Origin of the sequence: Arsenophonus endosymbiont of Aphis craccivora (assembly GCF_013460135.1) — a bacterium.
GTDB classification, from domain to species: Bacteria; Pseudomonadota; Gammaproteobacteria; order Enterobacterales; family Enterobacteriaceae; genus Arsenophonus; species Arsenophonus nilaparvatae.
The window spans coordinates 477,248-503,338 of record NZ_CP038155.1 but is presented as its reverse complement, the minus strand read 5'-3'; the positions used below and the strand labels follow the sequence as shown (position 1 = coordinate 503,338).

Annotated in this window: 33 protein-coding genes and 4 pseudogenes; 36 read left to right on the top strand and 1 reads right to left on the bottom strand. The window is 43.8% G+C overall.

Going from position 1 to position 26,091, the window contains the following annotated elements; translation table 11 throughout:
• Window positions 1-8 precede the first annotated feature (8 nt).
• From E3U36_RS02710 to E3U36_RS02610, 21 genes and pseudogenes are all read left to right on the top strand, one after another.
• Entirely contained in the window at window positions 9-215 is a 207-nt protein-coding gene (locus E3U36_RS02710) for a hypothetical protein (protein WP_180817018.1), read from the top strand.
• A 13-nt stretch (window positions 216-228) separates the two neighbouring features.
• Window positions 229-405 carry a hypothetical protein gene (locus E3U36_RS02705; protein WP_180817017.1) on the top strand — a complete coding sequence of 59 codons (177 nt, stop codon included), beginning with the start codon at window positions 229-231 and terminating at the stop codon, window positions 403-405.
• Window positions 402-881: a lysis protein gene (locus E3U36_RS02700; protein WP_180817016.1), complete on the top strand. Its 480-nt coding sequence runs from the start codon at window positions 402-404 to the stop codon at window positions 879-881. The genes E3U36_RS02705 and E3U36_RS02700 overlap by 4 nt, the downstream gene beginning before the upstream one ends.
• Window positions 878-1,093 carry a DUF551 domain-containing protein gene (locus E3U36_RS02695; RefSeq protein WP_180817015.1) on the top strand — a complete coding sequence of 72 codons (216 nt, stop codon included), beginning with the start codon at window positions 878-880 and terminating at the stop codon, window positions 1,091-1,093. The genes E3U36_RS02700 and E3U36_RS02695 overlap by 4 nt, the downstream gene beginning before the upstream one ends.
• A 5-nt stretch (window positions 1,094-1,098) precedes the next feature.
• Window positions 1,099-1,425 (top strand): hypothetical protein, encoded by a 327-nt coding sequence (locus tag E3U36_RS02690; RefSeq protein WP_180817014.1) that lies wholly within the window; start codon window positions 1,099-1,101, stop codon window positions 1,423-1,425.
• Window positions 1,422-1,790 carry an HNH endonuclease signature motif containing protein gene (locus E3U36_RS02685; protein ID WP_180817013.1) on the top strand — a complete coding sequence of 123 codons (369 nt, stop codon included), beginning with the start codon at window positions 1,422-1,424 and terminating at the stop codon, window positions 1,788-1,790. The genes E3U36_RS02690 and E3U36_RS02685 overlap by 4 nt, the downstream gene beginning before the upstream one ends.
• Window positions 1,791-1,913: 123 nt before the next feature.
• Entirely contained in the window at window positions 1,914-2,381 is a 468-nt protein-coding gene (locus tag E3U36_RS02680) for a phage terminase small subunit P27 family (RefSeq protein ID WP_180817505.1), read from the top strand.
• A pseudogene (locus E3U36_RS02675) lies at window positions 2,332-4,080 on the top strand (terminase large subunit). Before E3U36_RS02680 ends, E3U36_RS02675 begins: the two are co-directional and overlap by 50 nt.
• Window positions 4,080-5,317 (top strand): annotated as a pseudogene (locus E3U36_RS02670) (phage portal protein); the annotation flags it as partial. The pseudogenes E3U36_RS02675 and E3U36_RS02670, both read left to right, overlap by 1 nt.
• Before the next feature lie 151 nt (window positions 5,318-5,468).
• Window positions 5,469-6,336, top strand: a pseudogene (locus tag E3U36_RS02665) (head maturation protease, ClpP-related).
• Between the two features lie 12 nt (window positions 6,337-6,348).
• Complete coding sequence (locus tag E3U36_RS02660) at window positions 6,349-7,593, top strand: phage major capsid protein (protein ID WP_180817012.1); 1,245 nt, start codon at window positions 6,349-6,351, stop codon at window positions 7,591-7,593.
• Window positions 7,594-7,652: 59 nt separating this feature from the next.
• On the top strand, window positions 7,653-7,805 hold the full coding sequence (locus E3U36_RS13145; RefSeq protein WP_180817011.1) for a head-tail connector protein: 153 nt from the start codon (window positions 7,653-7,655) through the stop codon (window positions 7,803-7,805).
• A 161-nt stretch (window positions 7,806-7,966) separates the two neighbouring features.
• Complete coding sequence (locus E3U36_RS02650; protein WP_180817010.1) at window positions 7,967-8,350, top strand: phage head closure protein; 384 nt, start codon at window positions 7,967-7,969, stop codon at window positions 8,348-8,350.
• Window positions 8,337-8,870, top strand: a complete 534-nt coding sequence (locus tag E3U36_RS02645) for a hypothetical protein (RefSeq protein WP_180817009.1) — start codon at window positions 8,337-8,339, stop codon at window positions 8,868-8,870. The genes E3U36_RS02650 and E3U36_RS02645 overlap by 14 nt, the downstream gene beginning before the upstream one ends.
• Entirely contained in the window at window positions 8,860-9,399 is a 540-nt protein-coding gene (locus E3U36_RS02640; RefSeq protein WP_180817008.1) for a phage tail terminator protein, read from the top strand. Before E3U36_RS02645 ends, E3U36_RS02640 begins: the two co-directional genes overlap by 11 nt.
• Window positions 9,396-9,668 carry a DUF2635 domain-containing protein gene (locus E3U36_RS02635; RefSeq protein ID WP_180817007.1) on the top strand — a complete coding sequence of 91 codons (273 nt, stop codon included), beginning with the start codon at window positions 9,396-9,398 and terminating at the stop codon, window positions 9,666-9,668. Before E3U36_RS02640 ends, E3U36_RS02635 begins: the two co-directional genes overlap by 4 nt.
• Window positions 9,665-11,151: pseudogene (locus tag E3U36_RS02630) on the top strand (phage tail sheath subtilisin-like domain-containing protein). The gene E3U36_RS02635 and the pseudogene E3U36_RS02630 overlap by 4 nt, the downstream one beginning before the upstream one ends.
• The gene (locus E3U36_RS02625; RefSeq protein ID WP_041866670.1) at window positions 11,151-11,516 is read left to right on the top strand and encodes a phage tail tube protein; all 366 of its coding nucleotides are present in this window, start codon (window positions 11,151-11,153) and stop codon (window positions 11,514-11,516) included. Before E3U36_RS02630 ends, E3U36_RS02625 begins: the two are co-directional and overlap by 1 nt.
• Entirely contained in the window at window positions 11,513-11,749 is a 237-nt protein-coding gene (locus tag E3U36_RS02620) for a phage tail assembly protein (protein ID WP_238337494.1), read from the top strand. Before E3U36_RS02625 ends, E3U36_RS02620 begins: the two co-directional genes overlap by 4 nt.
• A 171-nt stretch (window positions 11,750-11,920) precedes the next feature.
• Window positions 11,921-13,804 carry a phage tail tape measure protein gene (locus E3U36_RS02615; protein ID WP_180817006.1) on the top strand — a complete coding sequence of 628 codons (1,884 nt, stop codon included), beginning with the start codon at window positions 11,921-11,923 and terminating at the stop codon, window positions 13,802-13,804.
• 21 nt (window positions 13,805-13,825) lie between these two features.
• Complete coding sequence (locus E3U36_RS02610) at window positions 13,826-14,143, top strand: hypothetical protein (protein WP_180817005.1); 318 nt, start codon at window positions 13,826-13,828, stop codon at window positions 14,141-14,143.
• On the opposite strand, the gene E3U36_RS02605 is transcribed toward E3U36_RS02610, so the two are convergent.
• Entirely contained in the window at window positions 14,130-15,053 is a 924-nt protein-coding gene (locus E3U36_RS02605) for an IS5 family transposase (RefSeq protein WP_180817004.1), read from the bottom strand. The two genes, E3U36_RS02610 and E3U36_RS02605, sit on opposite strands and share 14 nt — an antisense overlap.
• 320 nt (window positions 15,054-15,373) lie before the next feature.
• On the opposite strand from E3U36_RS02605, the gene fkpA reads away from it, so the two are divergent.
• The 15 genes from fkpA (at window position 15,374) to rplW (ending at window position 26,087) form a co-directional block, all read left to right on the top strand.
• Window positions 15,374-16,111, top strand: coding sequence for an FKBP-type peptidyl-prolyl cis-trans isomerase (gene fkpA / locus E3U36_RS02600; protein ID WP_180817003.1), 738 nt, complete (start codon window positions 15,374-15,376; stop codon window positions 16,109-16,111).
• A gap of 459 nt (window positions 16,112-16,570) precedes the next feature.
• Window positions 16,571-17,275, top strand: a complete 705-nt coding sequence (locus E3U36_RS02595; RefSeq protein ID WP_180817002.1) for a helix-turn-helix transcriptional regulator — start codon at window positions 16,571-16,573, stop codon at window positions 17,273-17,275.
• Window positions 17,276-17,279: 4 nt separating this feature from the next.
• Window positions 17,280-17,693: a sulfurtransferase complex subunit TusD gene (tusD, locus tag E3U36_RS02590; protein ID WP_180817001.1), complete on the top strand. Its 414-nt coding sequence runs from the start codon at window positions 17,280-17,282 to the stop codon at window positions 17,691-17,693.
• Between the two features lie 7 nt (window positions 17,694-17,700).
• Complete coding sequence (tusC, locus tag E3U36_RS02585) at window positions 17,701-18,060, top strand: sulfurtransferase complex subunit TusC (protein ID WP_180817000.1); 360 nt, start codon at window positions 17,701-17,703, stop codon at window positions 18,058-18,060.
• A 17-nt stretch (window positions 18,061-18,077) separates the two neighbouring features.
• Window positions 18,078-18,383 (top strand): sulfurtransferase complex subunit TusB, encoded by a 306-nt coding sequence (gene tusB, locus E3U36_RS02580; protein ID WP_180816999.1) that lies wholly within the window; start codon window positions 18,078-18,080, stop codon window positions 18,381-18,383.
• Window positions 18,384-18,513: 130 nt separating this feature from the next.
• On the top strand, window positions 18,514-18,888 hold the full coding sequence (gene rpsL, locus E3U36_RS02575) for a 30S ribosomal protein S12 (protein WP_180816998.1): 375 nt from the start codon (window positions 18,514-18,516) through the stop codon (window positions 18,886-18,888).
• 98 nt (window positions 18,889-18,986) lie between these two features.
• Window positions 18,987-19,457, top strand: coding sequence for a 30S ribosomal protein S7 (rpsG, locus tag E3U36_RS02570; protein WP_026822991.1), 471 nt, complete (start codon window positions 18,987-18,989; stop codon window positions 19,455-19,457).
• Between the two features lie 76 nt (window positions 19,458-19,533).
• Window positions 19,534-21,645, top strand: a complete 2,112-nt coding sequence (gene fusA / locus E3U36_RS02565) for an elongation factor G (RefSeq protein WP_180816997.1) — start codon at window positions 19,534-19,536, stop codon at window positions 21,643-21,645.
• 71 nt (window positions 21,646-21,716) lie between these two features.
• Complete coding sequence (tuf, locus tag E3U36_RS02560; protein ID WP_180816921.1) at window positions 21,717-22,901, top strand: elongation factor Tu; 1,185 nt, start codon at window positions 21,717-21,719, stop codon at window positions 22,899-22,901.
• Between the two features lie 165 nt (window positions 22,902-23,066).
• Complete coding sequence (locus tag E3U36_RS02555) at window positions 23,067-23,270, top strand: (2Fe-2S)-binding protein (RefSeq protein ID WP_180816996.1); 204 nt, start codon at window positions 23,067-23,069, stop codon at window positions 23,268-23,270.
• A 148-nt stretch (window positions 23,271-23,418) separates the two neighbouring features.
• Entirely contained in the window at window positions 23,419-23,898 is a 480-nt protein-coding gene (gene bfr, locus E3U36_RS02550; protein ID WP_180816995.1) for a bacterioferritin, read from the top strand.
• Between the two features lie 294 nt (window positions 23,899-24,192).
• On the top strand, window positions 24,193-24,504 hold the full coding sequence (gene rpsJ, locus E3U36_RS02545; RefSeq protein WP_001181005.1) for a 30S ribosomal protein S10: 312 nt from the start codon (window positions 24,193-24,195) through the stop codon (window positions 24,502-24,504).
• A gap of 32 nt (window positions 24,505-24,536) precedes the next feature.
• On the top strand, window positions 24,537-25,166 hold the full coding sequence (rplC, locus tag E3U36_RS02540; protein ID WP_180816994.1) for a 50S ribosomal protein L3: 630 nt from the start codon (window positions 24,537-24,539) through the stop codon (window positions 25,164-25,166).
• 16 nt (window positions 25,167-25,182) lie between these two features.
• On the top strand, window positions 25,183-25,788 hold the full coding sequence (rplD, locus tag E3U36_RS02535) for a 50S ribosomal protein L4 (RefSeq protein ID WP_180816993.1): 606 nt from the start codon (window positions 25,183-25,185) through the stop codon (window positions 25,786-25,788).
• A complete protein-coding gene (rplW, locus tag E3U36_RS02530; RefSeq protein WP_180816992.1) occupies window positions 25,785-26,087 on the top strand; it encodes a 50S ribosomal protein L23 in 303 nt (100 codons plus the stop codon). Before rplD ends, rplW begins: the two co-directional genes overlap by 4 nt.
• Window positions 26,088-26,091: the final 4 nt, after the last annotated feature.

Here is a 26,091-nt window from a genome sequence, read left to right as displayed (position 1 = left end):
CTGTTATTATGAACAACATAGAATTCATTGAAAAACATGTGGTAACTGAACTTGTTAAGCAGGGTTACGAGCAATCTGTAGCCAGAATCAGTGCAGATATCGCAGTGGAACATTATCGCCGTAATGCAGCCAGCGCAAAGGGCAAGATCTTTTCAGATTGTTTACATGCGGCCAAAGTCTGGGCTGGAAGGTATCAGCCTCAAATCAAAAGATAACGAGGAGGACTCCATGTGGATATTGATTTTTGCCATGTATGCTGCCCCTTTTGCAGAAACTGACTTTGCTTCGGTGAGTAGTCATGAATTTTCATCAAAAGCGCGTTGCGAAAAAGCGAAAGCAATATTTGAGGTAAAGTTTGAAACATTGAGATCAATTAACGGCATAGCGTATTGTGTAGAAAAATGAATTGGAAAATTCCTCTTGTTATCGCTTTGCTACTGACCTCAATGTTAGGAGTAACACTGTATTACCAGACACTGTATTACGACGCTGAAAAAGCACGAAAGATTGCTGTATCTGATAGGGAAAAACAACAGGTTGCATTTGAGCAGTTAAGCCATCAAATGCAGACCATCTCAGCGCTGGATACACAACACACCAAAGCACTTGAACATGATAAGAAACTTATTACCCAGCTTGAGCGCAATGTGGCTACTAATCGTCGCAGGTTGTGGGTCAAAGCAACCTGTTCCAATATGTCCGCCAATGCCACCCCCTCCGGCTTGGATGATGCAACCCGCGCCAGACTTACAGACACCGCTCCACGAAATTATTTCACCCTTAGACGACGAATCGAAGTTGCGGAAGAGCAGATAAACGGCTTGCAAGACTATGTGCGGCAAGTCGTCTTGTCTCATCACCAGGAAGCGAAGAATAAATGAACTGGATTGATTGTCGTGTTCGTCTGCCAGATATTGACGATAAAGTACTTATTTATAATAACAATACAAAAGGTCAGCTAGTTGGCGTTTATCTGGGTAATGGCCAATTTCATTATGCCGATTGTTGTCAAGGTATCCAGAAAATATGTACCGCTAGCCACTGGATGCCGTTGCCTGAGCCGCCAATTGTGAATAAAAGCATTAGAGGATAAACAATATGGGAAAATATAGGAGCACTGGTTTTCACGCAATTCAAGTCTTTTTAAAAGATACGGATACGCCAGAAGAATATCTGTCTATGTGTGCGCCAACAATAACGTATGATTTCTTAAGCTTTATCACCCTTGAAAAGAAGGAATGTGTTATTCCAGCATCGAGAATAAAACACTTAAAAATACTTCCTCTAGAAAAATACATAGCAAGCAATAAGAGTGAATCGAAAGACACTTTTTGTACAAATATTGATTCTGATTGTATCAATAATATTCAGAAAGAATTTCGGATATTATTCAATAATAGACCAGTAAGTCAAAATGCCAAATGAAGAAAACCCAACTGTACAATGCTCGCTGGGATAAAGCGAGACGGGCATTTCTTGCCAGAAATCCTTTATGCGTAATGTGCCTGGAAAGTGATTTAATTAATCCTGCTACCGTCGTTGACCACATTGTACCGCACCGTCTTCACTTTGCTCAGACAGCAGAAGAAGTTAAGACAGCACAAAAACGTTTCTGGGATGAAAAGAACTGGCAGGGGCTATGCGTCTCACACCACAGTTCTACAAAGCAACGAATGGAAAAAGGGAATAAAGGCTATGGCTGTGATGAAGACGGGATGCCGAGTAATCCAAATAGTCATTGGAATACAAAAATATCACGGGGAGGGCGGGTTAAAAGTTCCAGTAAATAAAGCTTACTGACCCGAGTGCCCCCTCTGTACGCACAGTCGCGAAATGAAATCTCATTTCACAAAACATCGCATGTTATTGAAATACAGATATTTTTATAAAAAATTAACAAAATGGATACATTTATGGCAGGAAGACGCCCAAAACCAACCGCCTTAAAATTAGTGACCGGTAATCCAGGAAGAAGACCACTTAATAGCGCAGAGCCTACCCCACCACTCTATTCAGCCCCTCCCCCAAAACACTTATCCAATACGGCAAAAGAAACCTGGGAGCGGCTAACGCTGCTGTTAAATAGCATGGGCGTATTAACGATTGCCGATGCTTTTGCACTGGAAAGGCTGTGTGATATTTACGCTGAGATCCTGCGGTATCGCGCCTTGATAGAGAGCAACGGTGAAACGTTTGAGGTGCATTCTCAAAACGGCGTATTAATCAAGGCGAATCCAGCCGTTTCGATGCTGTCGGATGCGGATAAACGCTTTAAAAGCTATCTGGTTGAATTTGGCTTAACACCCGCAGCAAGAACCAAGGTGAGGACGCATGACAAAGAAAAAAAACCGGACGAACTCGACGAGTTCTTCGCTCACTGATTTAGCTACCGACTATGCCACCTCGGTGATTTCAGGTCAGGAGCTTGCCGGGCCTGATATTCGTCATGCCTGTCAACGTCACTTGCGGGATTTATCGACGGGTAATACTCGGGGTCTGTTGTGGGATATCGGATCCGCACAGCGTGCCATCCGTTTTTTTTCCAACGTATTGAAATTGAACGGCGGTATCTATGAAGGCAAGCCGTTTACTTTACTTCCTTGGCAGTGTTTTATCGTTGGCGCCCTTTTTGGCTGGCGAAACAACGAAGGACAACGCCGTTTTCGGATGGCCTACGTTGAAGCCGGAAAAGGATCAGGAAAATCGCCACTGGCGGCGGGGATAGGGCTATATTGCCTGGTTGCCGATAATGAAGCGCGAGCCGAAGTCTACGCCGCTGCCACCAAAAAAGACCAGGCGATGATCCTGTTTCGTGACGCCGTCGCGATGGTAGACCAATCGCCAAAGCTGGCCGAACGTATTCAGAAATCCGGTGGGGCGGGTAAGGAGTGGAATCTGGCTTTTTTACAAGCCTGTGCGTTTTTCCGGCCTATCAGTGCCGATGATGGGCAATCCGGCCCGCGTCCGCACTGTGCCTTGATTGATGAAATTCACGAGCACAAAAGTAATCAGGTCGTGGAAATGATGCGGGCGGGCACAAAAGGCCGCCAACAGGCATTGATTTTCATGATCACCAATAGTGGACATGACAAAATCAGTGTCTGCTATGACTATCACGAATACGGACGTAAAGTTGCAGAAGGGAGCATTGAATATGATAGCTTTTTCGCGTTCATCTGTTCGCTAGACGAAGGCGATGACCCCTTTAAAGATAGCGGTTGTTGGAAAAAAGCGAATCCCTCATTAGGGCATACGTTAAGCGAACGCTACCTACAAGAGCAAGTCACGCAAGCCCGAGGGATGCCAGCCAAAGAGAGCCTGGTTCGCCGTCTTAATTTCTGTCAGTGGGTCGATGCCGAGAATCCCTGGATTAATAGTGATAGCTGGATGGCGTGTGAGAAAACCTCGCTGGATTTAGCGGCGCTAGCAAACTCACCCTGCTACGGTGGCCTGGATTTATCCGGAAAGCAGGATTTAACGGCGCTGGCGCTTTATTGGCCGGAAGAAAAAGTGGCTTATGTCGAGTTCTGGACACCGAAAGACACCTTACTGGAGCGTGCCAGGGTCGACAGAGTGCCTTACGATGCCTGGTTGCGAGCGGGTTATCTTAACGCCCCGCCAGGGAATGCAATTAATCTGAGCTTTGTTGCCCAACGGATAGCAGAATTATCCGCACGCTATACCCTCAATCGTATTGCCTACGATGCGTATCATATTGATTATTTACGACCAGAACTGGAAAACTAAGGGGTGAATACGCTATTAACGCCGCACGGACAAGGCTTCGGTAAATCGAAACAATCCGGACTTTGGATGCCGCGATCCATTGAATTGTTTGAGCAGCGTCTTCTTGGTGGCGAATTACGCATTGATTTTAATCCTTGCCTACGCTGGAACGCCGCGAATACCGTTATTGAAGAAGATAAAAACGGCAATCGTGTTTTTAGCAAACGGCGTAGTAACGGGCGCATTGACGGGGTTGTTGCGCTGGCGATGGCAATCGGGGCCGCCGAGGTGCTTGAAGAAGAAACCGGCGATCTGGATGGCTTTTTAACCAATCCGATTATGATAGGGCTGTAGTGAAAAAACATCAATCTCCTGGCAAAATTAAAAGCCGGTGCTCACCTGGCTAGGGGTGCCGCAGAATTTAACGGATACGCTGTCATCGTTTTATGACTATAGCCAAAGTAAGAGTGGGCAAGTGGTAACAACGGATAAAGCCCTACAACTTTCTGCGGTCTGGGCTTGTGTGCGTCTATTGAGTGAATCGATATCCACGTTACCGCTCAAACTCTATCACCGTGAGTCGGATGGTTCACGAAGCCTCGCACAGCAACACCCTGCTTATCCTGTCTTGTGTCGTCGTCCTAATCTGGAAATGACACCTTCGCGTTTTATCCAAATGATTGTTGCCAGCTTGTGTTTACGTGGTAATGCCTTTGTTGAAAAAAAGAAGGTCGGTCAGCGTCTGGTCTCCCTCGTCCCACTATTACCCCAAAACATCACCGTTAAACGGCGTGATAACGGGCGACTGGAATACCACTATACCAACGACACCAAACCCGGTTATTCCTCATTAAAACCGCGAGTTATTGCAGATAATGACATGATGCACATACGGGGGTTCGGATTAGACGGCATTTGCGGCATGATGCCGTTGAAAACGGGTCGTGAAGTGTTTGGCTCCGCGATGTCGCTCGAAACAACGGCAGCGCGCTATTTCCAGAAAGGCATGTCAGCATCCGGTTTTATCTCGTTTGAAAAGTTTTTAACAGAAGAACAGCGTGAAAGATTTCATAAGCATCTTGAAACCTTTGCTGGCTCAGAAAATACCGGCAAAGTGATGATGCTGGAAGCTGGAATGAAATTTAATGGTATTACGCTGGATCCACAAACCTCGCAAATGCTGGAAAGCCGCGATCATAGCGTGGAAGAAATCTGCCGCTGGTATCGTGTTCCGCCGTTTATGGTCGGTCATATTACGAAACAAAGCAGTTGGGCTTCGAGCGTGGAAGTGATGAACCTGATTTTTCTGACCAATACATTACGGCCCTTACTGGTCAATATTGAACAGGAAATCGCCCGCTGTCTGCTGGATAATGACGAGGATTATTTTGCAGAGTTTTCGGTTGAAGGACTGCTCAGAACCGATAGCACGGGTCGAGCAGCCTATTACACGACTGCGCTACAAAATGGCTGGATGAGTCGCAATGATGTGAGGAGACTGGAAAATCTGCCGCCGATTGATGGCGGAGACCTGTATACCGTTCAGTTGAACCTGACGCCCCTCGATCAACTGGGGCAGGAGAATGACGGCGAAAAAGTGCGAGCGGCGCTAAATTCCGGGTTATCAGGTGCGCCGTAAAACCCCGTCCTTTAGGGCGGGGAGGATGTCAATTCCTGAAAAATCCTCATCTCATCACCCGACTGGCCCCCAGCAAGAAACAGAATAACTGGAGTTTTTCCCGATGAAAAAAAATGCACTTCCGGTATTACCGGCGGTTTTTCCCTGTCCGAAAATGACCAGTGAAATTTCACCGTCAGCATTAGCAAAATGGAACAGCAGCATCAGGGCATCAAGCCAGGATGATAATACGCTATCGATATTTGAGACGATTGGGCAGGATTGGGCAGGATTGGGCAGGTGAAGGGATCACCGCTAAACGAATTGGCGCAATATTACGTTCACTGGAAGGTAAAGATATTACCGTCAATATCAATTCGCCGGGTGGCGATCTGTTTGAAGGGCTGACTATCTTCAATCAACTCCGTGAATATGCTGGCAAAGTGACCGTGAAAATATTGTGATTAGCGGCTTCTGCGGCTTCAATCATTGCCATGTCAGGCGATGAGATACAAATCGGGCGCAGTGCTTTTCTGTTGATCCACAACACCTGGGGTATGGCCGTCGGTAATCGCCATGACTTTGCCGAGATTGCTGAAAAAATGATGCCTTTTGATTTTGCCATGCGCGATGTTTACGTTGCCAGAACCGGCATGGATGAAAAGATGATTACCGCAATGATGGATAATGAAACCTGGATTAATGGTGGAGAAGCCGTAGAGAAAGTGTTTGCTGATACATTCCTGCCCGCCGATAGCACACAACAGGATAACGCTTCTCCCACTGCCGCGTTGAGAAAAATTGATTCACTCTTAGCGAAAGCCAATACGCCCAGAGCTGAACGACGACGATTACTGAAAGCCTTACAGGGTGATATGCCGGGCGCTATCACTCCCTCTCACGGTACGCCAAGCGCTACCCCTGATGTTTCCTCCGAGACCGTGACACAACTGGATAATGCCTTGCGTCGTCTGGTGTCGATACCCCATTAAACTGGAGACAATATGTCTGATATTAATGAAATGTTTAAGAAAGTAACGGCTTCTATTGAAGAAGCCAGCAGCAAATATAGCGCCCAGGCAGAGAAAGCCCTGAAAGAAGCACAAAAATCCGGTGAACTTTCCGCAGAAACCAAGGCGTTCGTTGATAAAATGGCGGTCGAATTAAACGCCTTACGCGAAGCAGAAAAAACCCTGAAAGCCCAGGTAGGCGAAGTTGAACAGCATATTGCCCAAATGCCCGTCGCCAATGAGTTGAACGTGGTGAGTTCTATCGGTCAACAGGTGGTTGGCATGGAGGTGGTACAGGCTTTAGGCTCGGGCATGGAATCCAACAAACGGATAGTCGCGCCGGTTAATGCCTCCCTGATTTCATCGGATGTCACCGGGACGATTGTCGCGCCAGACCGTCAATCAAACATTTTGAGCAAGCCGAAGCAACGGTTGTTCATTCGTGATTTGATCGCCAGTGGAAAGACGCAAAGCAACACGATTTATTACGTGAAGCAGAAAGGATTTACCAATAATGCCAAGACTTTCGCGGAAAATACCGCGAAGCCCTATAGCACGATTGAATTTGAAGATGCAACAGTCCCCGTTCGCACGATTGCCCATATGTTTAAAGCCTCCAAGCAAATTCTGGATGACTTTTCGCAACTGGCCTCCCTTATCGATATGGAGCTACGTTATGGCCTGAAATACGTTGAAGAGCACCAAATTCTTTTTGGTGACGGTACCGGTTCAAACCTGAACGGGATCTTTACTCAGGCCACCGCATTCAAAGCAGAATTAAAACCAGCACATCGAACCGCGATCGATGATCTGCGGCTTGCCATGCTACAAGAGCAACTGGCACGGATCCCCGCGACAGGCCATGTGTTGCACTTTACCAACTGGGCACAGATTGAACTTATCAAGGATAAGCTGGGGCGTTATCTCCTTTCCAATCCGGCAGCCCTGACGACACCGACATTGTGGGGCTTACCCGTTGTCGTCACAGAAGCCGCTGAGTTTAAAGATAAATTCCTGGTGGAGGCTTTCAATTTAGCTGCGCAACTGTTTGACCGTGAAGAAGCAAACGTGGTGATCAGTACCGAGAATACCGATGATTTTGAAAAGAATATGATTTCGATTCGTTACGAAGAGCGTCTGGCACTCGCGGTTTACCGCCCTGAAGCGTTTATCAAAGGTGACTTAACCAAGATAGAGGTTTCAGGTGGCGCGGGAAAAGGTGGGAATAACGGAGAGTAATCAACGTTAAACACAATGGCCTACATGGGTAGGCCATTTTTTACTGGAAATAAACCAACATGTTTATTGACAAAGAACAGGTCAAGCGACAATGCAGAATTGAATTAGGCGATAACAGTGAAGATGTACTGCTTGAGAATTATATCGCTGCCGTAGAGCAAAAGACCATCGCACATCTTAACCGTAATCTCTACAAAGAATCCGTGCCTTAAACTGACCCTCACGGCCTGGTTATCAATGCGGCGATTATTCAGGGGATGTTGCTATTGGTGACAGGGTTATATGAGCATCGTGGTGGTATATCCGATATGGAACAGTGGTCTATTTTTCCGTTTTTTAAGTTTTTAGTGGATGACTACAGGCTGAGCGGACTATGAAACCGCATTATAGTAGACCGTATTCCCGTTTCCCCGATCCCGGAGAGTTAAATAAGCGCGTGTTGTTTTATACGCGACAGGATGAACCGATAGGCGGCAGCGGAATACAGGCAGCAAATCTAGATGAGCATACCGTCTGGGGAAAATTGATCCCCGTGAGTGACACACTTCGCCTCCATTCTTTTCAAATCAACAAAACCATCACGCATAAAATCATTGTGAGATACAGACAATCGCTTTACTCAAGTGATCAAGCACTGATTAACGGTGTCATCTACCTCATACGGGGCGTTATTGATATCCACAGTGCGGGGCGTTTTCTGTCTTTTTCCTGTGAAGAAATGAGCAGTCAACCAGAAAGGGGAAATGATTTTGGATAATCTCCATATTGATTTTCATCAACCCAAAGAATTTGTCTTTAATCGAGCAAGGATCCGTCGTGCTTTTGTGAAAGTCGGTCAAATGCATCTGAAATCAGCACGTCGTCAACTGATGAAGCGGGGTGGGCGTTCACGACCCGGTGAAACCCCACTATGGCAAACTGGACGATTAGCGCGATCTATTGGTTATTACGTTCCGAAAGCAACATCACGAAGACCCGGGTTAATGGTCAAGATCGCCCCCAATCAGAAAGGCGGTGTCGGCAGTAGACCGATTGAAGGCGATTTTTACCCTATTTTTCTGCATTACGGGGTACGTAGCGCTTCTCGCGGCATGTCTAAACAGCACAAACGACAAAAACGTCACCACCAACGCGGGGGGTGGCGTATTGAGAAATGTCAAAATTACATGGTCGCCACGTTAACGCGGCTAAAAAGTTGGACGAGCTACACGCTAAAGAGAGCACTGCGTCAATCACTGCGGGCAGAGAGACGAAAAGGAAAGGATCATGAAACTTAGTCCCATTATTGCGGCATTACGAACCTTGTGTCCCCGTTTTGAAAACAGAGTAGGCAGTGTCTCTCAATATGAGGATTTACCGGATTGCGGCAAACTGGCTTTACCAGCTGCTTACGTTATTCCGGGAGAAGATGTTGTCGGTGAACAACGGTCACAAACGGATTATTGGCAATCATTAACCGAAAGTTTTTATGTCGTGGTGATTTTAAATAATGCACGTAATCAAAAGGGAAAATATCCCTCTGTCGACACATTAAATGAAGTCAGGTCTGAAATCTGGCGGGCATTACTGGGTTGGCAGCCAGAGCCGGGTTGTGGCGCGATTAATTATGCCGGTGCAGAAGAAGCGGATTCAAACCGCGCCGAATATCACTACATGTTTAAATTTAACACGGAAACAGACATCAACGCCGAAGATACCCGCCACGATGCTGACCTCAATAATTTACCTGATTTACACACCGTTGCTATTGACCTGAACGAACAGTCAAGCGGCGTAAACTCGCATCTGGAGATGAAGATAAAATGATGGGTACCCAACCTGAAATTGTTTTTATTAAGCCTAAGCACGGGCGAAAAGTGCCCATCCCTCAATATATGCAAGACACCAAAGAGTATTTTGGTGACTATCTGCCAGAGGAAGGATTGCAGGTTCAAAAAACGCTTTTTTGGATCAGAAGAAAACAGGACGATGATATAGAAGAAGTAAGTGAATCCGATAATTCCCCAATTGTGCAAGAGTCGACTGATACCACAAGAACCAAATTAAAAAAAGCTAAAGAGGAGACGCCGGAATGACCATTAGCTTTAATACCGTGAACGCTAATTTGCGGGTGCCTGGTTTCTATCCCGAAATGGATAACAGTGCCGCCAATACGATGCAAGCCAGCGGCCCTGCCTTGCTCATTGGTCATGCATTACCCACTGCACAAATGACCTTAAATTCACCGATGATCATGCCCTCGACAGAGATGATGCAGCAGTTAGCCGGTCGTGGCAGCCAGTTACACCGTATGGTGCAAGCGTACCGCCGGATTGATGCAGTCGGTGAACTGTTTGTCATTGCCGTACCTGAAACAACGGGCACTGAAGCAAAAGGTGAGATTGCGATAAGTGGCACGGCAACCGATTCCGGTGTCGTCACGCTCTATATCGGCAATCAACGTATTTTAGCGGCCGTCAAGAAATCAGATACCGCGAATACGGTTGCCGCCGCGCTTGGTAAGGCCATTAACAATAACGAGGACTTACCCGTCACCGCGACGATAGATGCTGACAAGATCAGCTTGACGGCAAAACATAAAGGGTTAACCGGCAACGATATTCCGTTGATGATGAACTATTATTCGCCGACAGGCGGTGAGAATACGCCTAATGGCCTTAATATCACGATGACTGCCATGAGTGCAGGTACGGGCTCACCTGATATGGATAGCGTTATCAGTGCCATGGGTGACTTATCGGGTTGCCTTTCTCTGATGCTGCCTCTTTGCAAAAGATGAGCGCAGAGATGAACGACACGAACGGTCGCTGGAGTCCTTATCAACAGTTATACGGCCATGTTTATACGGCCAAAAAAGGGACGGTCGGTGAACTGGTCGCTTTTGGCGACACGCTTAATGATCCGCATCTCACCATTGCAGGCTATGAGAAAGCGACACAAACTGCGCTTGATGAACTGGTTGCGGCACGACTGGCACGGTGCGCGATATTTTTGCGTAATGACCCAGCCAGACCGACCCACACGGGCGAGTTAAACGGAGTGTTACCCGCACCGTCGGGCCAACGCTTCACTTTGAAGGAGCTGCAATCCCTACTTTCACACGGTATTGCTACCGCCAATGTCGAAGGCGGCGTATTACGCATTCAGCGCGATGTGACGACCTACCAGAAAAACAGTTACGGCGTGGCCGATAACAGCTATCTGGACAGTGAAACACTCTATACCAGCGCTTATATTTTGCGGCGATTGAAGTCGGTGATCACCAGCAAGTACGGGCGGCAAAAACTGGCTGATGATGGTACCCAATTCGGGGCAGGGCAAGCGATCGTTACGCCAGCCGTAATCAAAGGCGAACTCTGTGCGGTTTATCGCCAGTTGGAAAATGAAGGGATTGTCGAAAATTTTGACGCTTTTAGGCAACATCTTATCGTTGAGCGCAACGCCAATGATCCTAATCGGATTGATGTGGTCTTTCCTGCGGATTATATCAATCAACTGCGGGTATTTGCGTTGGCGAATCAATTCAGGCTGCAATATAACCAGGGTGAGGTGGTGTGATGACGGGAAAAAGAAAAATAGGTGGCACTTGCTATTTTAAGGTGGACGGCCAACAACTCTCACTGAATGGCAGTGTGGAAGTGCCGATGAATACGGTTATCAGGGAAGACCTGGTGGGTATTGATGGCAGTGTCCATTATAAAGAAACCCATCGAGCGCCTTATATCAAGGCAGAATTTAAAGTTGAGCGAAGTTTTCCAATAGAAAAACTCACTACAGCAGATGAAATGACCATTACTGCGGAATTGGCTAACGGCATGGTTTATGTGTTGTCTGGCGCGTGGCTATCAGGCGAATCTTCACATAATGCTGACGAAGGCACTGTCGAGATGGAATTTCATGGAGACGAAGGATTTTATCAATGAAATCAATAGCACTGAGTAAGCCGATTCAGGTACACAATAACAAAGTCACCGTCCTGGAAATTCAGGAACCCAAGTTTGATCAGGTTGAAAAATACGGCATTCCTTTTAGTTACTCTGAACGAGGCGATATGCGGTTGGATACGCGTTCAGCTCTGTCTTATCTGCCTGAACTGACGGGGATACCTCGTTCCTCCGCACAACAGCTAGCGCTACATGATGTGTTTGTCGCTTAGATGATCATCGTGGGTTTTTTTACCGGTGCCCAGAACCTGGCAGTCTCAGACGACGATTCTATAACGTTGCCTGGTTCTGGCGACTAAATCCCCTTGAATTACGCCAGCATCAGCTAAGCCAGTTCTTTGATCTGGAAGCGGAGGCTGTTCGCATTAACAAGGAGCAGCACGGTGGCTAACAGTATTGAGTTAAAAGCAATTATCACTGCCGTTGATAAACTCTCCGCCCCGCTAAAGGGGATGCGGCGTGAAATGAAAACTTTCAAGAAAGAGTTTAGCGCGGGAATGGCAGGCGCTGCGGCATTAGGGGCGGGGATTGTTACCGCAATGGCTGGCCCTATCAAGCAGGCAATAGACTTTGAGTCGACGATGGCTGATGTCCGCAAGGTGGTTGATTTTGATACGCCTGCGCAGTTTAAACAGATGTCGGAAGATATTCTTAAGCTATCGACAGAATTGCCGATGGCCGAAGATGGTATCTGGCAGATTGTGGCCGCAGGGGGCCAGGAGGGGATAGCGAAAGAAGAATTAATGTCCTTCGCCCAATCCGATATAAAAATGGGTATCGCCTTTGACCAGACGGCTGAGCAATCTGGGCAGATGATGGCACAGTGGCGTACCGCCTTCCGGTTAACGCAAAATGATGTCGTCTCGCTTGCCGATAAAATCAACACCCTTGGCAATAACGGTCCAGCTAATGCTGCCAAAATCTCTGAAATTGTGACCCGTATTGGCCCGCTGGGTGAAGTGGCGGGTCTTGCCTCCGTTGAGATTGCCGCGCTGGGCGCGACCATTGCTGGGATGGGGGTTGAGTCAGACGTGGCAGCAACCGGTATTAAAAACTTTATGCTGGCGTTAACCAAAGGGAAATCAGCGACAAAATCGCAAAAAATCGCACTACACACCTTAAAAATCAGTCCCCAAAAACTGGCCGCACAAATGCAAAAAGATGCGAAAGGCGCTATGTTAATGGTGCTGAAAGCCATTGAGAAAGTCCCTAAAAAAGATCAGGCTGCATTATTAAATGATTTGTTTGGCTCTGAATCCCTAGGGGCCATTGCGCCACTGCTCACCAACCTTAAATTACTGGAAGTTAACCTGGATAGGGTCGCAGACAAACAAAAGTACGGCGGCTCAATGCAGAAGGAATACGCTAGCCGTGCAGCCACTACCGCAAATGCAATACAACTGTTTAAAAATCAGATGCATGTTGCCAGCGTGAGTATCGGTAGTATTTTTCTGCCTTCAATTGTTGAGGCGACAAAGAAAATCCAGCCGTTGATTGAGCAATTTCGCACCTGGTCAAAAGCCCATCCAGAACTGATTAAATCCTTCGCCAAGTGGGGGCTTTATCTGTTGGGCACCGCGACAGCAGTCGGTGTTGTTACCCGTGCTTTCAGGATTTTTAACAGCGTGATGAAAATGTCGACGCTAGGTAAACTAGTCACGTTAATGGTAATAGGCGGTGGACTTATCGTCGAAAACTGGGAAACGATCGGCCCGATGATTAAATCTGTCTGGAAAAATATTGATGGCGTTATTCAGGCAATCGGCGGTTGGGAAACCGTGCTCGCCGGTATTCTGGTTTTTGTTACGACAAAATGGGCTGTCGATATGGTGAAATCGATTCGGAATGTCACCCGTGAGATGAAAACATTGGCTAAAAACAGTCCTTCTGGCATCAAGGGCGTACTGGGAAAAGCCGGACTAATTGGGGGGATATCAATGGGGGTCGAACCGCTTGTCGACAAGGGTCTGAATGCGGTGTTTGGGGGTAATGAATGGTTTCAAAATCTCCGGACAGCGCGGGATTGGAGCGAGTTTGGTCGTTCAATGATTGGCAACAGTCACTTGCTTAAATATGACAAGGGTAACTGGCAATTTAATGAAGTTCCCCCAAATACCCTTGATTCATTTGGCAAAAACGAGACACGAGATGGGGAAGTCAGGCTCATCTTTGAAAATACCCCGCCTGGCATGCGTGTCGCCCCGGTTGGTAATGCCCTACCCTGGCTGAGTTACGATGTCGGCTATAACCGATTTTCCAAACAGTGAGTAAAACAAAGGAGAAGTCATATGAGTTTTTTAACAATAGACGTTGATAATTACGATAATGGAAACGCCTACGAACCAACGAAAACGATAGGGATTAATTTTGAGGCTATAGGAGAAATAAAAAAGGTAGGCGAACAATATATTCCATCTAATAGATCAAATGGCCCATATATAAATATTTATCCTGAAATTAAGTATTTTAAAACAATAAAAGAACGTGATGATTATTTCGAGTATATAGCCAGTAAATTAGAGGTAATTGATTTATCGGCTTTGTTGAATAAATCAGAATTAGCCGCCAGGATGGCTCCCTCTGCTACAGCTGTTATCCGATCCTGACGCTGTGTGGCATACCCAACAACGTCATACGGTTCAGCGCTTTGACCATCGCCATTGCTTCACCTACCTGAGCCTCATAGTCACGCAGGCTCAGATGGCCACCCAGCAAAGTTTTTATGCGGAACATCGCTGTTTCTGCCACTGAACGCCGGTGATAACCCACTTTCTTTTTCCACATATCATTACTCCTGCTCAGACGCTGATTCGCCACCGCATGGTTACGTTCATGGTACTTATCCGGCCAGTATTTCGCTCCGCTTCGCGGCGGGATAAGGGGCCTGATTTTCTTTCTTAGCAACGCATCGTGGCAGTAACAGGCGTCATAAGCACCGTCTGCTGACACTTCCCTGATTTTCCGGTGGGTTTGGTTAATAAGGCCCGGCAGTGCCTGCGCATCTGTCGTTCCGCTGAGCGATAAGTCGGCACAGATAATCTCATGAGTCACACTGTCTGCTGCCAGATGAAGCTTGCGCCACACTCTTCGTCTGTCAGCCCCATGCTGCCTGACTTTCCTTTCACCTTCGCCAAAGACCTTCAGACCGGTACTGTCGATGACCAGATGCGAGATTTCACCACGCGTTGGCGTTTTTATGCTGATGTTGACGCTCTTTGCTCGTCTGCTGACCAGCGAGTAGTCCGGACAGCACAGCGGCAAAGACATGAGTTTAAAAATCGAATCAACGAAGCCCTGTAATGCCCGGAGCGACAGGTTAAACACACGCTTCATCATCAGGACAGTGGTAACAGCCATATCGCTGTAGTAAAGCGGCCGGTCACGACCTTCAGGCGAAGAACTGTCAGTCCATCCAGCGATGGCCGACTCATCAAGCCAGACCGTCAGGGAACCGCGTTGTCTGAGTGCCTTGTTGTACGCGGGCCAGTTGGTAATTTTAAACTTTTGCTTTGCCATGGGGACCTGATGTTGAAACGAATTTAGCGATCAGCTCCGCCAATCACCTAAAAGTTCGATTTATTCAACAAAGCCATTTTTTAAGTAAATCCACTTGAACCTCCTGTCGGGAGTGAAATACATAGATTGGATATTCGATATAATGCCTACTGATAAAGCCTTAGAGAAGTTTTTTCTATTATGATTTACCTGGTAACTTTTTTTTATTGGCCTGGTTTAACTATATTTAATCCCTTAACTTATTGTATTATCTCGTAGTTGATTAGCTAACACACTTTACTATGACTGATTAGGAATAATCAACATAATTGAAGAATTGAATGAAATCATTATTTAAAACAACTCTTTTAGTGACGTCTTTGTCTATGTTGCTAAATACCTCGCAAGTATTCGCTGCTGATGCAAATAAGAAATTTGATAATGAAGATCAGCGTAGCTCTTATGCACTAGTGGCTTCGCTAGGGCGTTACATGGATAATTCTTTAATGCAGCAAAAATCTATCGGTATTAATCTTGATAGGCAACAGCTTTTAGCTGGCGTACAGGATGCGTTTATTAATAAAAGTAAACTGAATGATCAAGAAATAGAAACAACCTTAAAAGCACTTGAAAAAAGAATACAAACTGCAGCCCAGCTAAAAATGGAAGAAGAGAGTAAAAAGAATGGTAAATGGGGTGATGATTATCGAGCTAAATATATTAAAGAAGAGAAAAGTGCAGTAAAAACAAAAAGTGGATTAATTTATAAAATTGACAAACCAGTCCAAGGAGCAAAACCAACAGATAAAGATACTGTCGTGGTAAATTACGAAGGTCGTTTAATTGATGGCTCAGTATTTTACAGTTCTTATAAGCGTAATGAACCGTTAACAATTGCGCTTGATTCAGTGATCCCTGGTTGGACCGAAGGTTTGCAACAATTGAAAAAAGGCGGCAAAATTCAACTTATTATTCCACCAGAATTAGGTTACGGAAAATCTGCAGCAGCGGCAATTCCAGCAAATTCAACTTTGATCTTTAATGTTGAGTTATTAGATATCAAACCGGCTAAGAAATAATTGAGAGACAAAAGAGGCAGAGTTAAACTCTGCCTTTGGCTTTCTTATATATCAAGGATAGTCGAGATTGATTTATATTAATTTATGATGAGTGGCAATATAAATGCGGTAATATAAATTGCTCATGATCAATAAATACATCGAATATAATTTAAAGTATTTTTATAAATGTTAATATTATTCAATTTGCTTAATGTATTGTTAGCAGTTTTTTTTGTGATTTTTGTCTAAATTAAATGATTAAGTTACTTTTTTGTTTATGTCCGGTGAGGCAGGCCAAAGGTCTGACAAGAGATCCATTGACGATCGGTCTTTGTGTTTTTAACGTCTTAGATTCTTTTTACCGTAAGTTTAGCGTATTGATGATTGCTAAATAAATTGCACATTAATAATAAGATCGGTGTTTACTCACATAATCGTTTAATAAAGTTTTGTCAATATGTAGAGGATGGAGTCTGAATGTCTAACCTATTATATTCTAATGATAGCTGTGATAATGATTTACTGGATGATCAACCGTTTGATGGTGTTGATTACGCGATTTTGACATCTTATGAATCGATGGTTGACGGTTTGGCTATGTTAATTGGTGGGCATTGTGAAATTGTTCTTCATTCACTTGAAGATTTAAAATGTTCAGCGGTCAGAATAGCTAATGGTGAACATACAGGCCGTCAGATTGGTTCACCAATTACCGATTTAGCTTTACGTATGCTACATGATATGACCGATATTGATTCCAGTGTATCGAAAGCTTATTTTACGCTCTCAAAAAGTGGCGCCTTAATGACATCAGTCACTATTGCTATCCGTAATCCCAAACGGCGAGTTATTGGTTTACTTTGTATTAATATGAATGTAGATATGCCATTTTCTGAGATAGTCAAAACATTTGTGCCGGAAAAAACCCATGAAGTTGCTTCCAATGTTAATTTTGCCTCTTGTGTTGATGATCTGGTTGCTCAGGCAGTGGAATTTACCATAGAAGAAGTTAATGCTGATCGCAATGTGCCAAATAATATGAAAAACAGACAAGTCGTGCTCAATTTATATGAAAAAGGAATTTTTGATATTAAAGATGCGATTAATCAGGTTGCTGATCGTTTGAATATTTCTAAGCACACTGTTTATCTTTATATACGGCAGTTTAAAAGTGGTGAGTAAATAAATGGGGGCTTCTACTTTACATAAGCCTTTGACTTATTGCCTATTAGTGACAGAGCCTGCTTATGGAACTCAGCAGGCCACTAATGCTTGGCAATTCGCGAATGCTTTGGTTATGGAAGGACATATACTAAAAACCGTTTTTTTCTATCAAGAAGGTGTTTATAACGGTAATCAATTAATTTCACCAGCTAGTGATGAATTTAATTTACTTATAGGATGGAAAACATTAGCACAGCAGACAGGATGTCAATTGAATGTCTGCGTTGCTGCTGCATTGCGACGGGGTATTATTGATGAAACTGAAGCCAAAAATAGTCACTTACCCGGTGCTAATCTGGATGAAGATTTTGTATTGAGCGGGTTAGGTAGTTTGGCTGAGGCCATGCTTGTCTGTGATCGCACAGTTCAATTTTGAGATAAATATGAAAAAAATAGCATTTGTATTTATGAAAATACCTCATGGAACTTCAAGTGGTCGTGAAGGATTAGATGCTTTGCTCGCCGCTTCTGCATTAACTGAAAAGATTGGTGTTTTCTTTATTTCTGATGGTGTTTGCCAATTACTGGTCAAACAAAATCCGAGTAAAATCCTGGCGCGTGATTACATTTCAACCTATAAATTACTGCCATTATATGATATTAATGCTTGTTATATTTGTCAGGAAGATCTTGAAGCAAGGGGATTCTCTGCTGACAGTAGCTGTATCCTACCGGCAACAGTTATTCCTGCTGACAGGCTTAGACGTAACTTAGCAGATTATGATGTAATTCTGACTTTCTAGTTAAACAGAAGACTAACATGCTATATACCATTTCTACTTCCCCTTATTATAGTGACTTTGATTCACTAATTAGCTTATTAACGGAACAGGATGAGGTATTATTATTACAGGATGGGGTTTTTATGGGACATAAAATCTCATTGGGTAATAAAGATAATAATTTTTTAATGCAATTAAAAGATACAAGGATTCAAGTTTTTGCTTTACAAAATGATGTAGAAGCCAGGGGATTAATGCCATATATGTCATCTTATGTCCGTCAGATATCTTATGTTAATTTTGTGCAATTAACGGTAAAACATCCACAATATTTTGCTTGGTAATGGATGATCCTTTTTATATTTCTTGACACCTGCCTCTGTCAGCAATAAAATTTCGCGTCCTCGTGTTTTATCATGGCGATAAGCGAGGAAAATATCCGTGTTTACGAAGCAAAAACCAGGAGCTTTTTTAATGGCAACAATTAATCAGCTGGTTCGCAAACCACGTAGCTCGAAAGTTGTGAAAAGCAACGTTCCTGCACTGGAAGCTTGCCCGCAAAAACGTGGTGTATGTACTCGCGTATATACTACTACCCCTAAAAAACCTAACTCAGCATTGCGTAAAGTATGCCGTGTTCGTTTAACTAATGGTTATGAAGTGTCTTCTTACATTGGTGGTGAAGGCCATAACTTGCAGGAACACTCAGTAATCTTGATTCGTGGTGGTCGTGTTAAAGACTTACCCGGTGTGCGTTATCACACTGTCCGCGGTGCACTGGACTGTTCTGGTGTAAAAGATCGCAAACACGGTCGTTCTAAATACGGCTCTAAGAGGCCGAAGGCTTAATGGTTCTCCGTTAAGTAAGGCCAAACATTTAATTTTTTAATGTCAAAATAAACTCATAGAGTTTTGGACAACCCTGAATTTAAAAACGGAGTATATCCATGCCACGTCGTCGTGTAATTGGTCAACGTAAAATTCTACCAGATCCAAAGTTTGGATCAGAATTATTGGCTAAATTTATTAATATTTTGATGGTAGATGGTAAAAAATCTACTGCAGAAGCAATTGTATATAGTGCGCTTGAGGCCCTGGCTCAACGTGCTGGAAAAGATCATTTAGAAGCCTTTGAAATAGCTCTAGACAATGTTCGTCCAACAGTGGAAGTTAAATCACGCCGTGTTGGTGGTTCAACTTACCAGGTTCCTGTTGAAGTTCGTCCTGTCCGTCGTAATGCATTAGCAATGCGTTGGATTGTTGAAGCTGCTCGTAAACGCGGTGATAAATCGATGGCTTTGCGCTTAGCAAACGAATTATCTGATGCGGCTGAAAATAAAGGCACTGCTGTTAAAAAACGTGAAGATGTTCATCGTATGGCAGAAGCTAACAAGGCGTTTGCACACTATCGTTGGTAGCATTCGCTAGTTATGTTTCGTAAGGGTAACATGGTGTTACCCTTGTACGAATTGAACGGTCATGAGAGAGGAAAAAATGGCTCGTAAAACTCCCATTACGCGTTATCGCAACATCGGTATTAGTGCCCATATTGATGCTGGTAAGACCACAACAACTGAACGTATCCTATTTTATACTGGCGTGAGCCATAAAATTGGTGAAGTTCATGATGGCGCAGCAACGATGGACTGGATGGAGCAGGAGCAAGAGCGTGGTATTACTATCACTTCAGCTGCAACTACTGCTTTCTGGTCTGGTATGGGTAAACAGTTTGACGAACACCGCATCAACATCATTGACACACCAGGACACGTTGACTTCACTATTGAAGTAGAACGTTCTATGCGTGTTCTTGATGGTGCGGTAATGGTTTATTGTGCAGTTGGTGGTGTTCAACCACAATCTGAAACAGTTTGGCGTCAGGCAAATAAGTATCAAGTACCCCGTATCGCATTTGTTAATAAAATGGATCGTATGGGTGCTAATTTCTTGCGTGTTGTTGAACAGATTGAGTCACGTCTGGCAGCAATACCAGTTCCACTTCAGTTACCTATTGGCGCTGAAGCATCATTCACTGGTGTTATCGATTTAGTTAAAATGAAAGCAATCCAGTGGAATGATAGTGATCAAGGCGTTACTTTCGTTTATGAAGATATTCCAGCAAACTTACAAACTCAAGCTGAAGAGTGGCATGGTAAGCTGATTGAAGCTGCGGCTGAAGCATCAGATGAGTTGATGGAAAAATATTTTGGTGGCGAAGAGCTGTCTGAAGAAGATATCAAACAAGCATTGCGTAAGCGCGTATTGAATAATGAAATTATTTTGGTTACGTGCGGTTCAGCCTTTAAAAATAAAGGCGTACAAGCAATGCTGGATGCGGTTATTGAATATTTACCCTCACCTACTGATATTCCGGCAATTAATGGTGTTTTAACCGATGGTAAAAATACACCAGCAGAACGCCATGCAAGTGATGATGAGCCTTTTTCAGCATTAGCATTCAAAATTGCAACTGACCCATTTGTTGGTAATTTGACTTTCTTCCGGGTTTACTCTGGTGTAGTTAATTCAGGGGATACCGTTCTTAACCCAGTTAAAGATAAAAAAGAGCGTTTTGGTCGTATCGTTCAGATGCATGCTAATAAACGTGAAGAAATTAAAGAAGTCCGAGCGGGTGACATTGCTGCCGCTATCGGCCTCAAAGATGTGACTACCGGTGATACGCTATGTGCTATGGATGCGCCAATTATTTTGGAGCGTATGGAATTTCCACAGCCTGTTATCTCGGTTGCTATTGAACCTAAAACTAAAGCTGACCAAGAAAAAATGGGTATTGCTTTAGGTCGTTTGGCTCAAGAAGATCCATCCTTCCGCGTGTCAACAGATGAAGAATCTGGTCAGACAATTATTGCTGGTATGGGTGAGTTGCATCTGGAAGTATTGGTTGACCGTATGCGTCGTGAATGTAAAGTTGAAGCGAACGTTGGTAAACCACAAGTAGCATACCGTGAGACTATTCGTAAGTCTGTTGAGCAGGAAGGTAAGTTTGTTCGTCAGTCTGGTGGTCGTGGTCAATTTGGTCATGTATGGATACGCGTTGAACCTTTGGAAGCAGGCCATGAAATTGGTTATGAATTCCACAACGAAATCGTTGGTGGCGTTGTACCTAAAGAGTACATACCTGCGGTGGATAAAGGCGTTCAAGAACAGATGAAAAATGGTGTTCTGGCGGGTTACCCCATTGTTGATGTCAAAGTGGCATTGTATGATGGTTCCTATCATGAGGTTGATTCCTCGGAAATGGCATTCAAAATTGCAGGTTCTATGGCTTTCAAAGAAGGTTTCATGAAAGCAGGTCCAGTTTTACTGGAGCCAATCATGAAAGTTGAAGTTGAAACGCCTGAAGACTATATGGGTGACGTAATTGGTGACCTGAACCGTCGTCGTGGTATGATTGAAGGTATGGAAGATACAGCAACTGGTAAGATAGTTAGTGCTCAAGTACCATTATCAGAAATGTTTGGTTATGCCACAGATCTGCGTTCACAAACTCAAGGTCGTGCTTCTTACTCAATGGAATTTTTGAAGTACAATGAAGCACCAACCAATGTTGCTCAAGCAATTATTGAAGCTCGTAAAGCTAAGTAATTGGCTTTCGGTTTAACTATTTAATCTGGTTCTCTCCTATTGTTTGAGAGAACTCTATAAGGAATAGAGTCGTGTCTAAAGAAAAATTTGAACGTAAAAAACCGCACGTTAACGTTGGTACAATCGGCCACGTTGACCATGGTAAAACAACTTTAACTGCAGCAATCACCACCGTATTATCGAAAACTTATGGCGGTAGTGCACGTGCATTTGATCAAATTGATAATGCACCGGAAGAAAAAGCGCGCGGTATCACAATTTCTACCTCTCACGTAGAATATGATACGCCAACCCGTCATTATGCCCACGTTGATTGCCCAGGCCACGCAGATTATGTAAAAAACATGATCACCGGTGCGGCACAAATGGACGGCGCGATTTTAGTGGTTGCGGCAACAGATGGTCCAATGCCACAAACACGTGAGCATATCTTATTAGGTCGCCAGGTAGGTGTTCCTTACATCATCGTTTTCCTGAACAAATGTGATATGGTAGATGATGAAGAGCTGCTGGAATTGGTTGAAATGGAAGTGCGTGAGCTTCTTTCTCAGTATGATTTCCCAGGAGACGACACGCCGGTAATCAAAGGTTCAGCGTTGAAGGCGCTGGAAGGCGTTGCTGAGTGGGAAGAGAAAATTCTAGAGTTAGCGAAAGCATTAGATGACTACATCCCAGAGCCAGAGCGTGCGATAGATAAACCGTTCTTGTTGCCAATCGAAGACGTATTTTCAATCTCAGGTCGTGGAACCGTAGTAACAGGCCGTGTAGAGCGTGGTGTAGTTAAGGTTGGTGAAGAAGTTGAAATCGTCGGAATTAAAGAGACGACCAAAACGACGTGTACGGGCGTAGAAATGTTCCGCAAACTGCTGGACGAAGGTCGTGCAGGTGAGAACGTAGGTGTATTATTACGTGGTACCAAGCGTGAAGATGTAGAGCGTGGTCAAGTATTAGCAAAACCAGGTTCAATAAATCCGCATACTCAATTTGAATCAGAAGTATATATTTTAAGCAAAGATGAGGGCGGTCGCCACACGCCATTCTTTAAAGGTTACCGTCCACAGTTTTATTTTAGAACGACGGATGTAACGGGCACAATCGAGTTGCCAGAAGGCGTAGAGATGGTAATGCCAGGTGATAATATCAACATGAAAGTGACGTTGATAGCGCCAATCGCGATGGATGAAGGATTGCGTTTTGCGATCCGTGAAGGTGGCCGTACAGTCGGTGCCGGTGTCGTTGCTAAAATTATTGCTTGATTTGATATTGAATTTGAAAAAAGAGGCTTTCGCCTCTTTTTTTATGATTGCTGTAAAATTATTACCGATAATCTAATTTTTGAGTATATAACTCAAACTAATATTAAAATGAAAATTATTATCATTTAATATTACTGGTGAGATTTTAACTGGTCGGTATTAAAAATGTACGTATGTCTATGTAATCGAATTAGTGATAAAACAATAAAAATTTTAGTTCGCGATAATCACATAACATCCATTAGTGGATTAAAGAAGTGTGTATCTATTGGTAGCCATTGTGGAAAATGCTTGCCTCAAGCAACTCAGCTAATTCAAAATGAGCAAATAAATTTATATGTTGTTACTGATATTGACGCAGTACAATGAATTAATAGAATAAATTTAAATGCTATCAAAGAATCTTTCTAGTTTTAATTAATCAATTACTCTTCGCTTTTCAATAAAAATATTTTTCTATTCTGTTCGTCTAATACGTTCTATCTACACTTTAGATACTGGAAGTGGAGGATAAAAAATGAAAGGCGATAAAAAAATGATCACCCATTTAAATACATTATTGGGTAATGAGCTTGTTGCAATCAATCAATATTTTTTACATGCCCGTATGTTTAAAAATTGGGGTTTATTACGTCTTAATGATATTGAATATGAAGAATTTATTGATGAGATGAAACATGCTGATAAATATATAGAAAGGATCCTCTTTCTTGAAGGTATACCAAATTTGCAGGATTTAGGTAAATTAAATATTGGTGAGAATGTTGAAGAAATGCTTAAATCAGATTTACTGCTTGAATTGGAATGGGCGAGAGATTTTCGTTCAGCAATTGCTTATGCGGATTCAGTTAGTGATTATGTTAGTCGCGATTTAATGATTGAAATACTAACGGATGAAGAAAAACATATTGCTTGGATAGAAAAGCAATTGGTTTTGATAGCAAACATAGGCCTAATAAAAAATCACCTACAATCTCAGCTGGGTGAAGAGGCATGATTTAATTGGTATTTATTGATTAATATTTTAACAAATATTATTGCATAAGATTTTTATAAATAAATTTTATGCAATTTTTTTATCTACGGCTTGCTCTTATCCTGAAATTACGTATAATGCACGGGCTCTTTAATTCAAGAGCCTGGCCGTAAAGGCTAGTAAGCAGTAAAACTGCGTTAAAAAACAATACCTCCTATTTGGAGGTTATTGTGAGAACGATTACACTCCCCTATCAATCTAAATGGGTGCGATCAGTAATTTTTTACGTTTATAAATAGTTGGAGCTCTGGTCTCATGCAGAACCAAAGAATCCGTATACGCCTGAAAGCCTTTGATCATCGTTTAATTGATCAATCAACTGCGGAAATCGTTGAAACTGCTAAGCGCACTGGCGCTCAAGTACGTGGTCCGATCCCGTTACCTACACGTAAAGAACGTTTTACCGTTCTGATTTCGCCGCATGTTAATAAAGATGCACGTGATCAGTACGAAATTCGTACTCATAAGCGTCTGGTGGACATCGTTGAGCCAACTGAGAAAACCGTTGATGCTCTGATGCGTCTGGATCTGGCTGCCGGTGTAGATGTGCAGATCAGCCTGGGTTAATCAGGTCGTTGCGCGATTGAGAGGTTGAAACAATGATTGGTTTAGTCGGGAAGAAAGTAGGAATGACACGTATCTTCACTGAAGATGGTGTTTCTATTCCTGTAACTGTTATCGAAATTGAAAATAACCGAGTGACTCAGGTTAAGAGCCTGGAAACAGATGGTTATAATGCAATTCAGGTTACTACCGGTAGCAAAACAGCAAACCGTGTAAAGAAACCTGAAGCTGGGCATTTTGCTAAAGCTGGTGTTGAAGCTGGCCGTATCCTACGTGAATTTCGTTTGAGTGAAAACGAAGAGTTTACTGTAGGTCAAAGCATTAGTGTTGAAATTTTTGCTGACGTCAAGAAAGTCGACGTTACTGGTACCTCCAAAGGTAAGGGTTTTGCTGGTACGGTTAAACGCTGGAATTTTAGCACTCAGGACGCTACTCATGGTAACTCCTTGTCACACCGTGTTCCCGGTTCTATTGGGCAAAACCAAACTCCGGGTAAGGTATTTAAAGGCAAGAAAATGGCAGGCCAATTGGGTAATGAACGTGTAACTGTTCAAAGTCTGGATGTAGTACGCGTTGACGCTGAACGTAATCTGCTGTTGGTCAAGGGTGCTGTTCCAGGTGCAACTGGTAGCAACCTGATTGTAAAACCAGCTGTTAAGGCGTAACGTCGAGGAGATAGGCATGGAATTGGTAATGAAAGACGCGCAAAGCGCGCTGACTGTTTCCGAAACTACCTTCGGGCGTGATTTCAATGAAGCGCTTGTGCATCAAGTAGTTGTTGCGTATGCAGCTGGTGCTCGTCAAGGTACTCGTGCTCAGAAAACTCGTGCTGAGGTTTCAGGTTCTGGTAAAAAGCCATGGCGTCAAAAAGGTACTGGTCGTGCACGTGCTGGTTCAGTTAAGAGCCCAATTTGGCGCTCTGGTGGTGTCACTTTCGCAGCGAGACCACAGGACCACAGTCAAAAAGTAAATAAAAAGATGTACCGCGGTGCTTTGAAAAGCATCTTGTCTGAATTGGTACGTCAGGATCGTCTAATTGTTGTCGAGAAATTTGCACTGGAAGCGCCGAAAACTAAGCTTCTGGTACAAAAATTAAAGGAAATGGCGCTGGATGACGTATTGATCGTCACGAATGAGGTTGATGAAAACTTGTTTTTAGCAGCCCGTAACTTATATAAAGTTGATGTTCGCGATGCAATCGGTATCGATCCTGTTAGCCTAATTGCCTTCGACAAAGTAGTTATGACTGCTGATTCTGTGAAGCAAATTGAGGAGATGCTAGCATGATCCGTGAAGAACGTCTGCTAAAAGTACTACGTGCGCCGCATGTCTCTGAAAAAGCTTCTACAGCGATGGAAAAAAGTAACACCATCGTGCTTAAAGTAGCGAAAGATACGACTAAAGCAGAGATTAAGGCTGCCGTACAGAAACTGTTCGAAGTTGAAGTCAAAGGTGTAAATACTTTACTATTTAAAGGCAAAACCAAACGCCACGGTCAGCGAATTGGTCGTCGTAGCGAATGGAAAAAAGCTTACGTCACTCTGAAAGAAGGCCAGAATCTGGACTTCATCGGTGGTGCAGAGTAAGTCG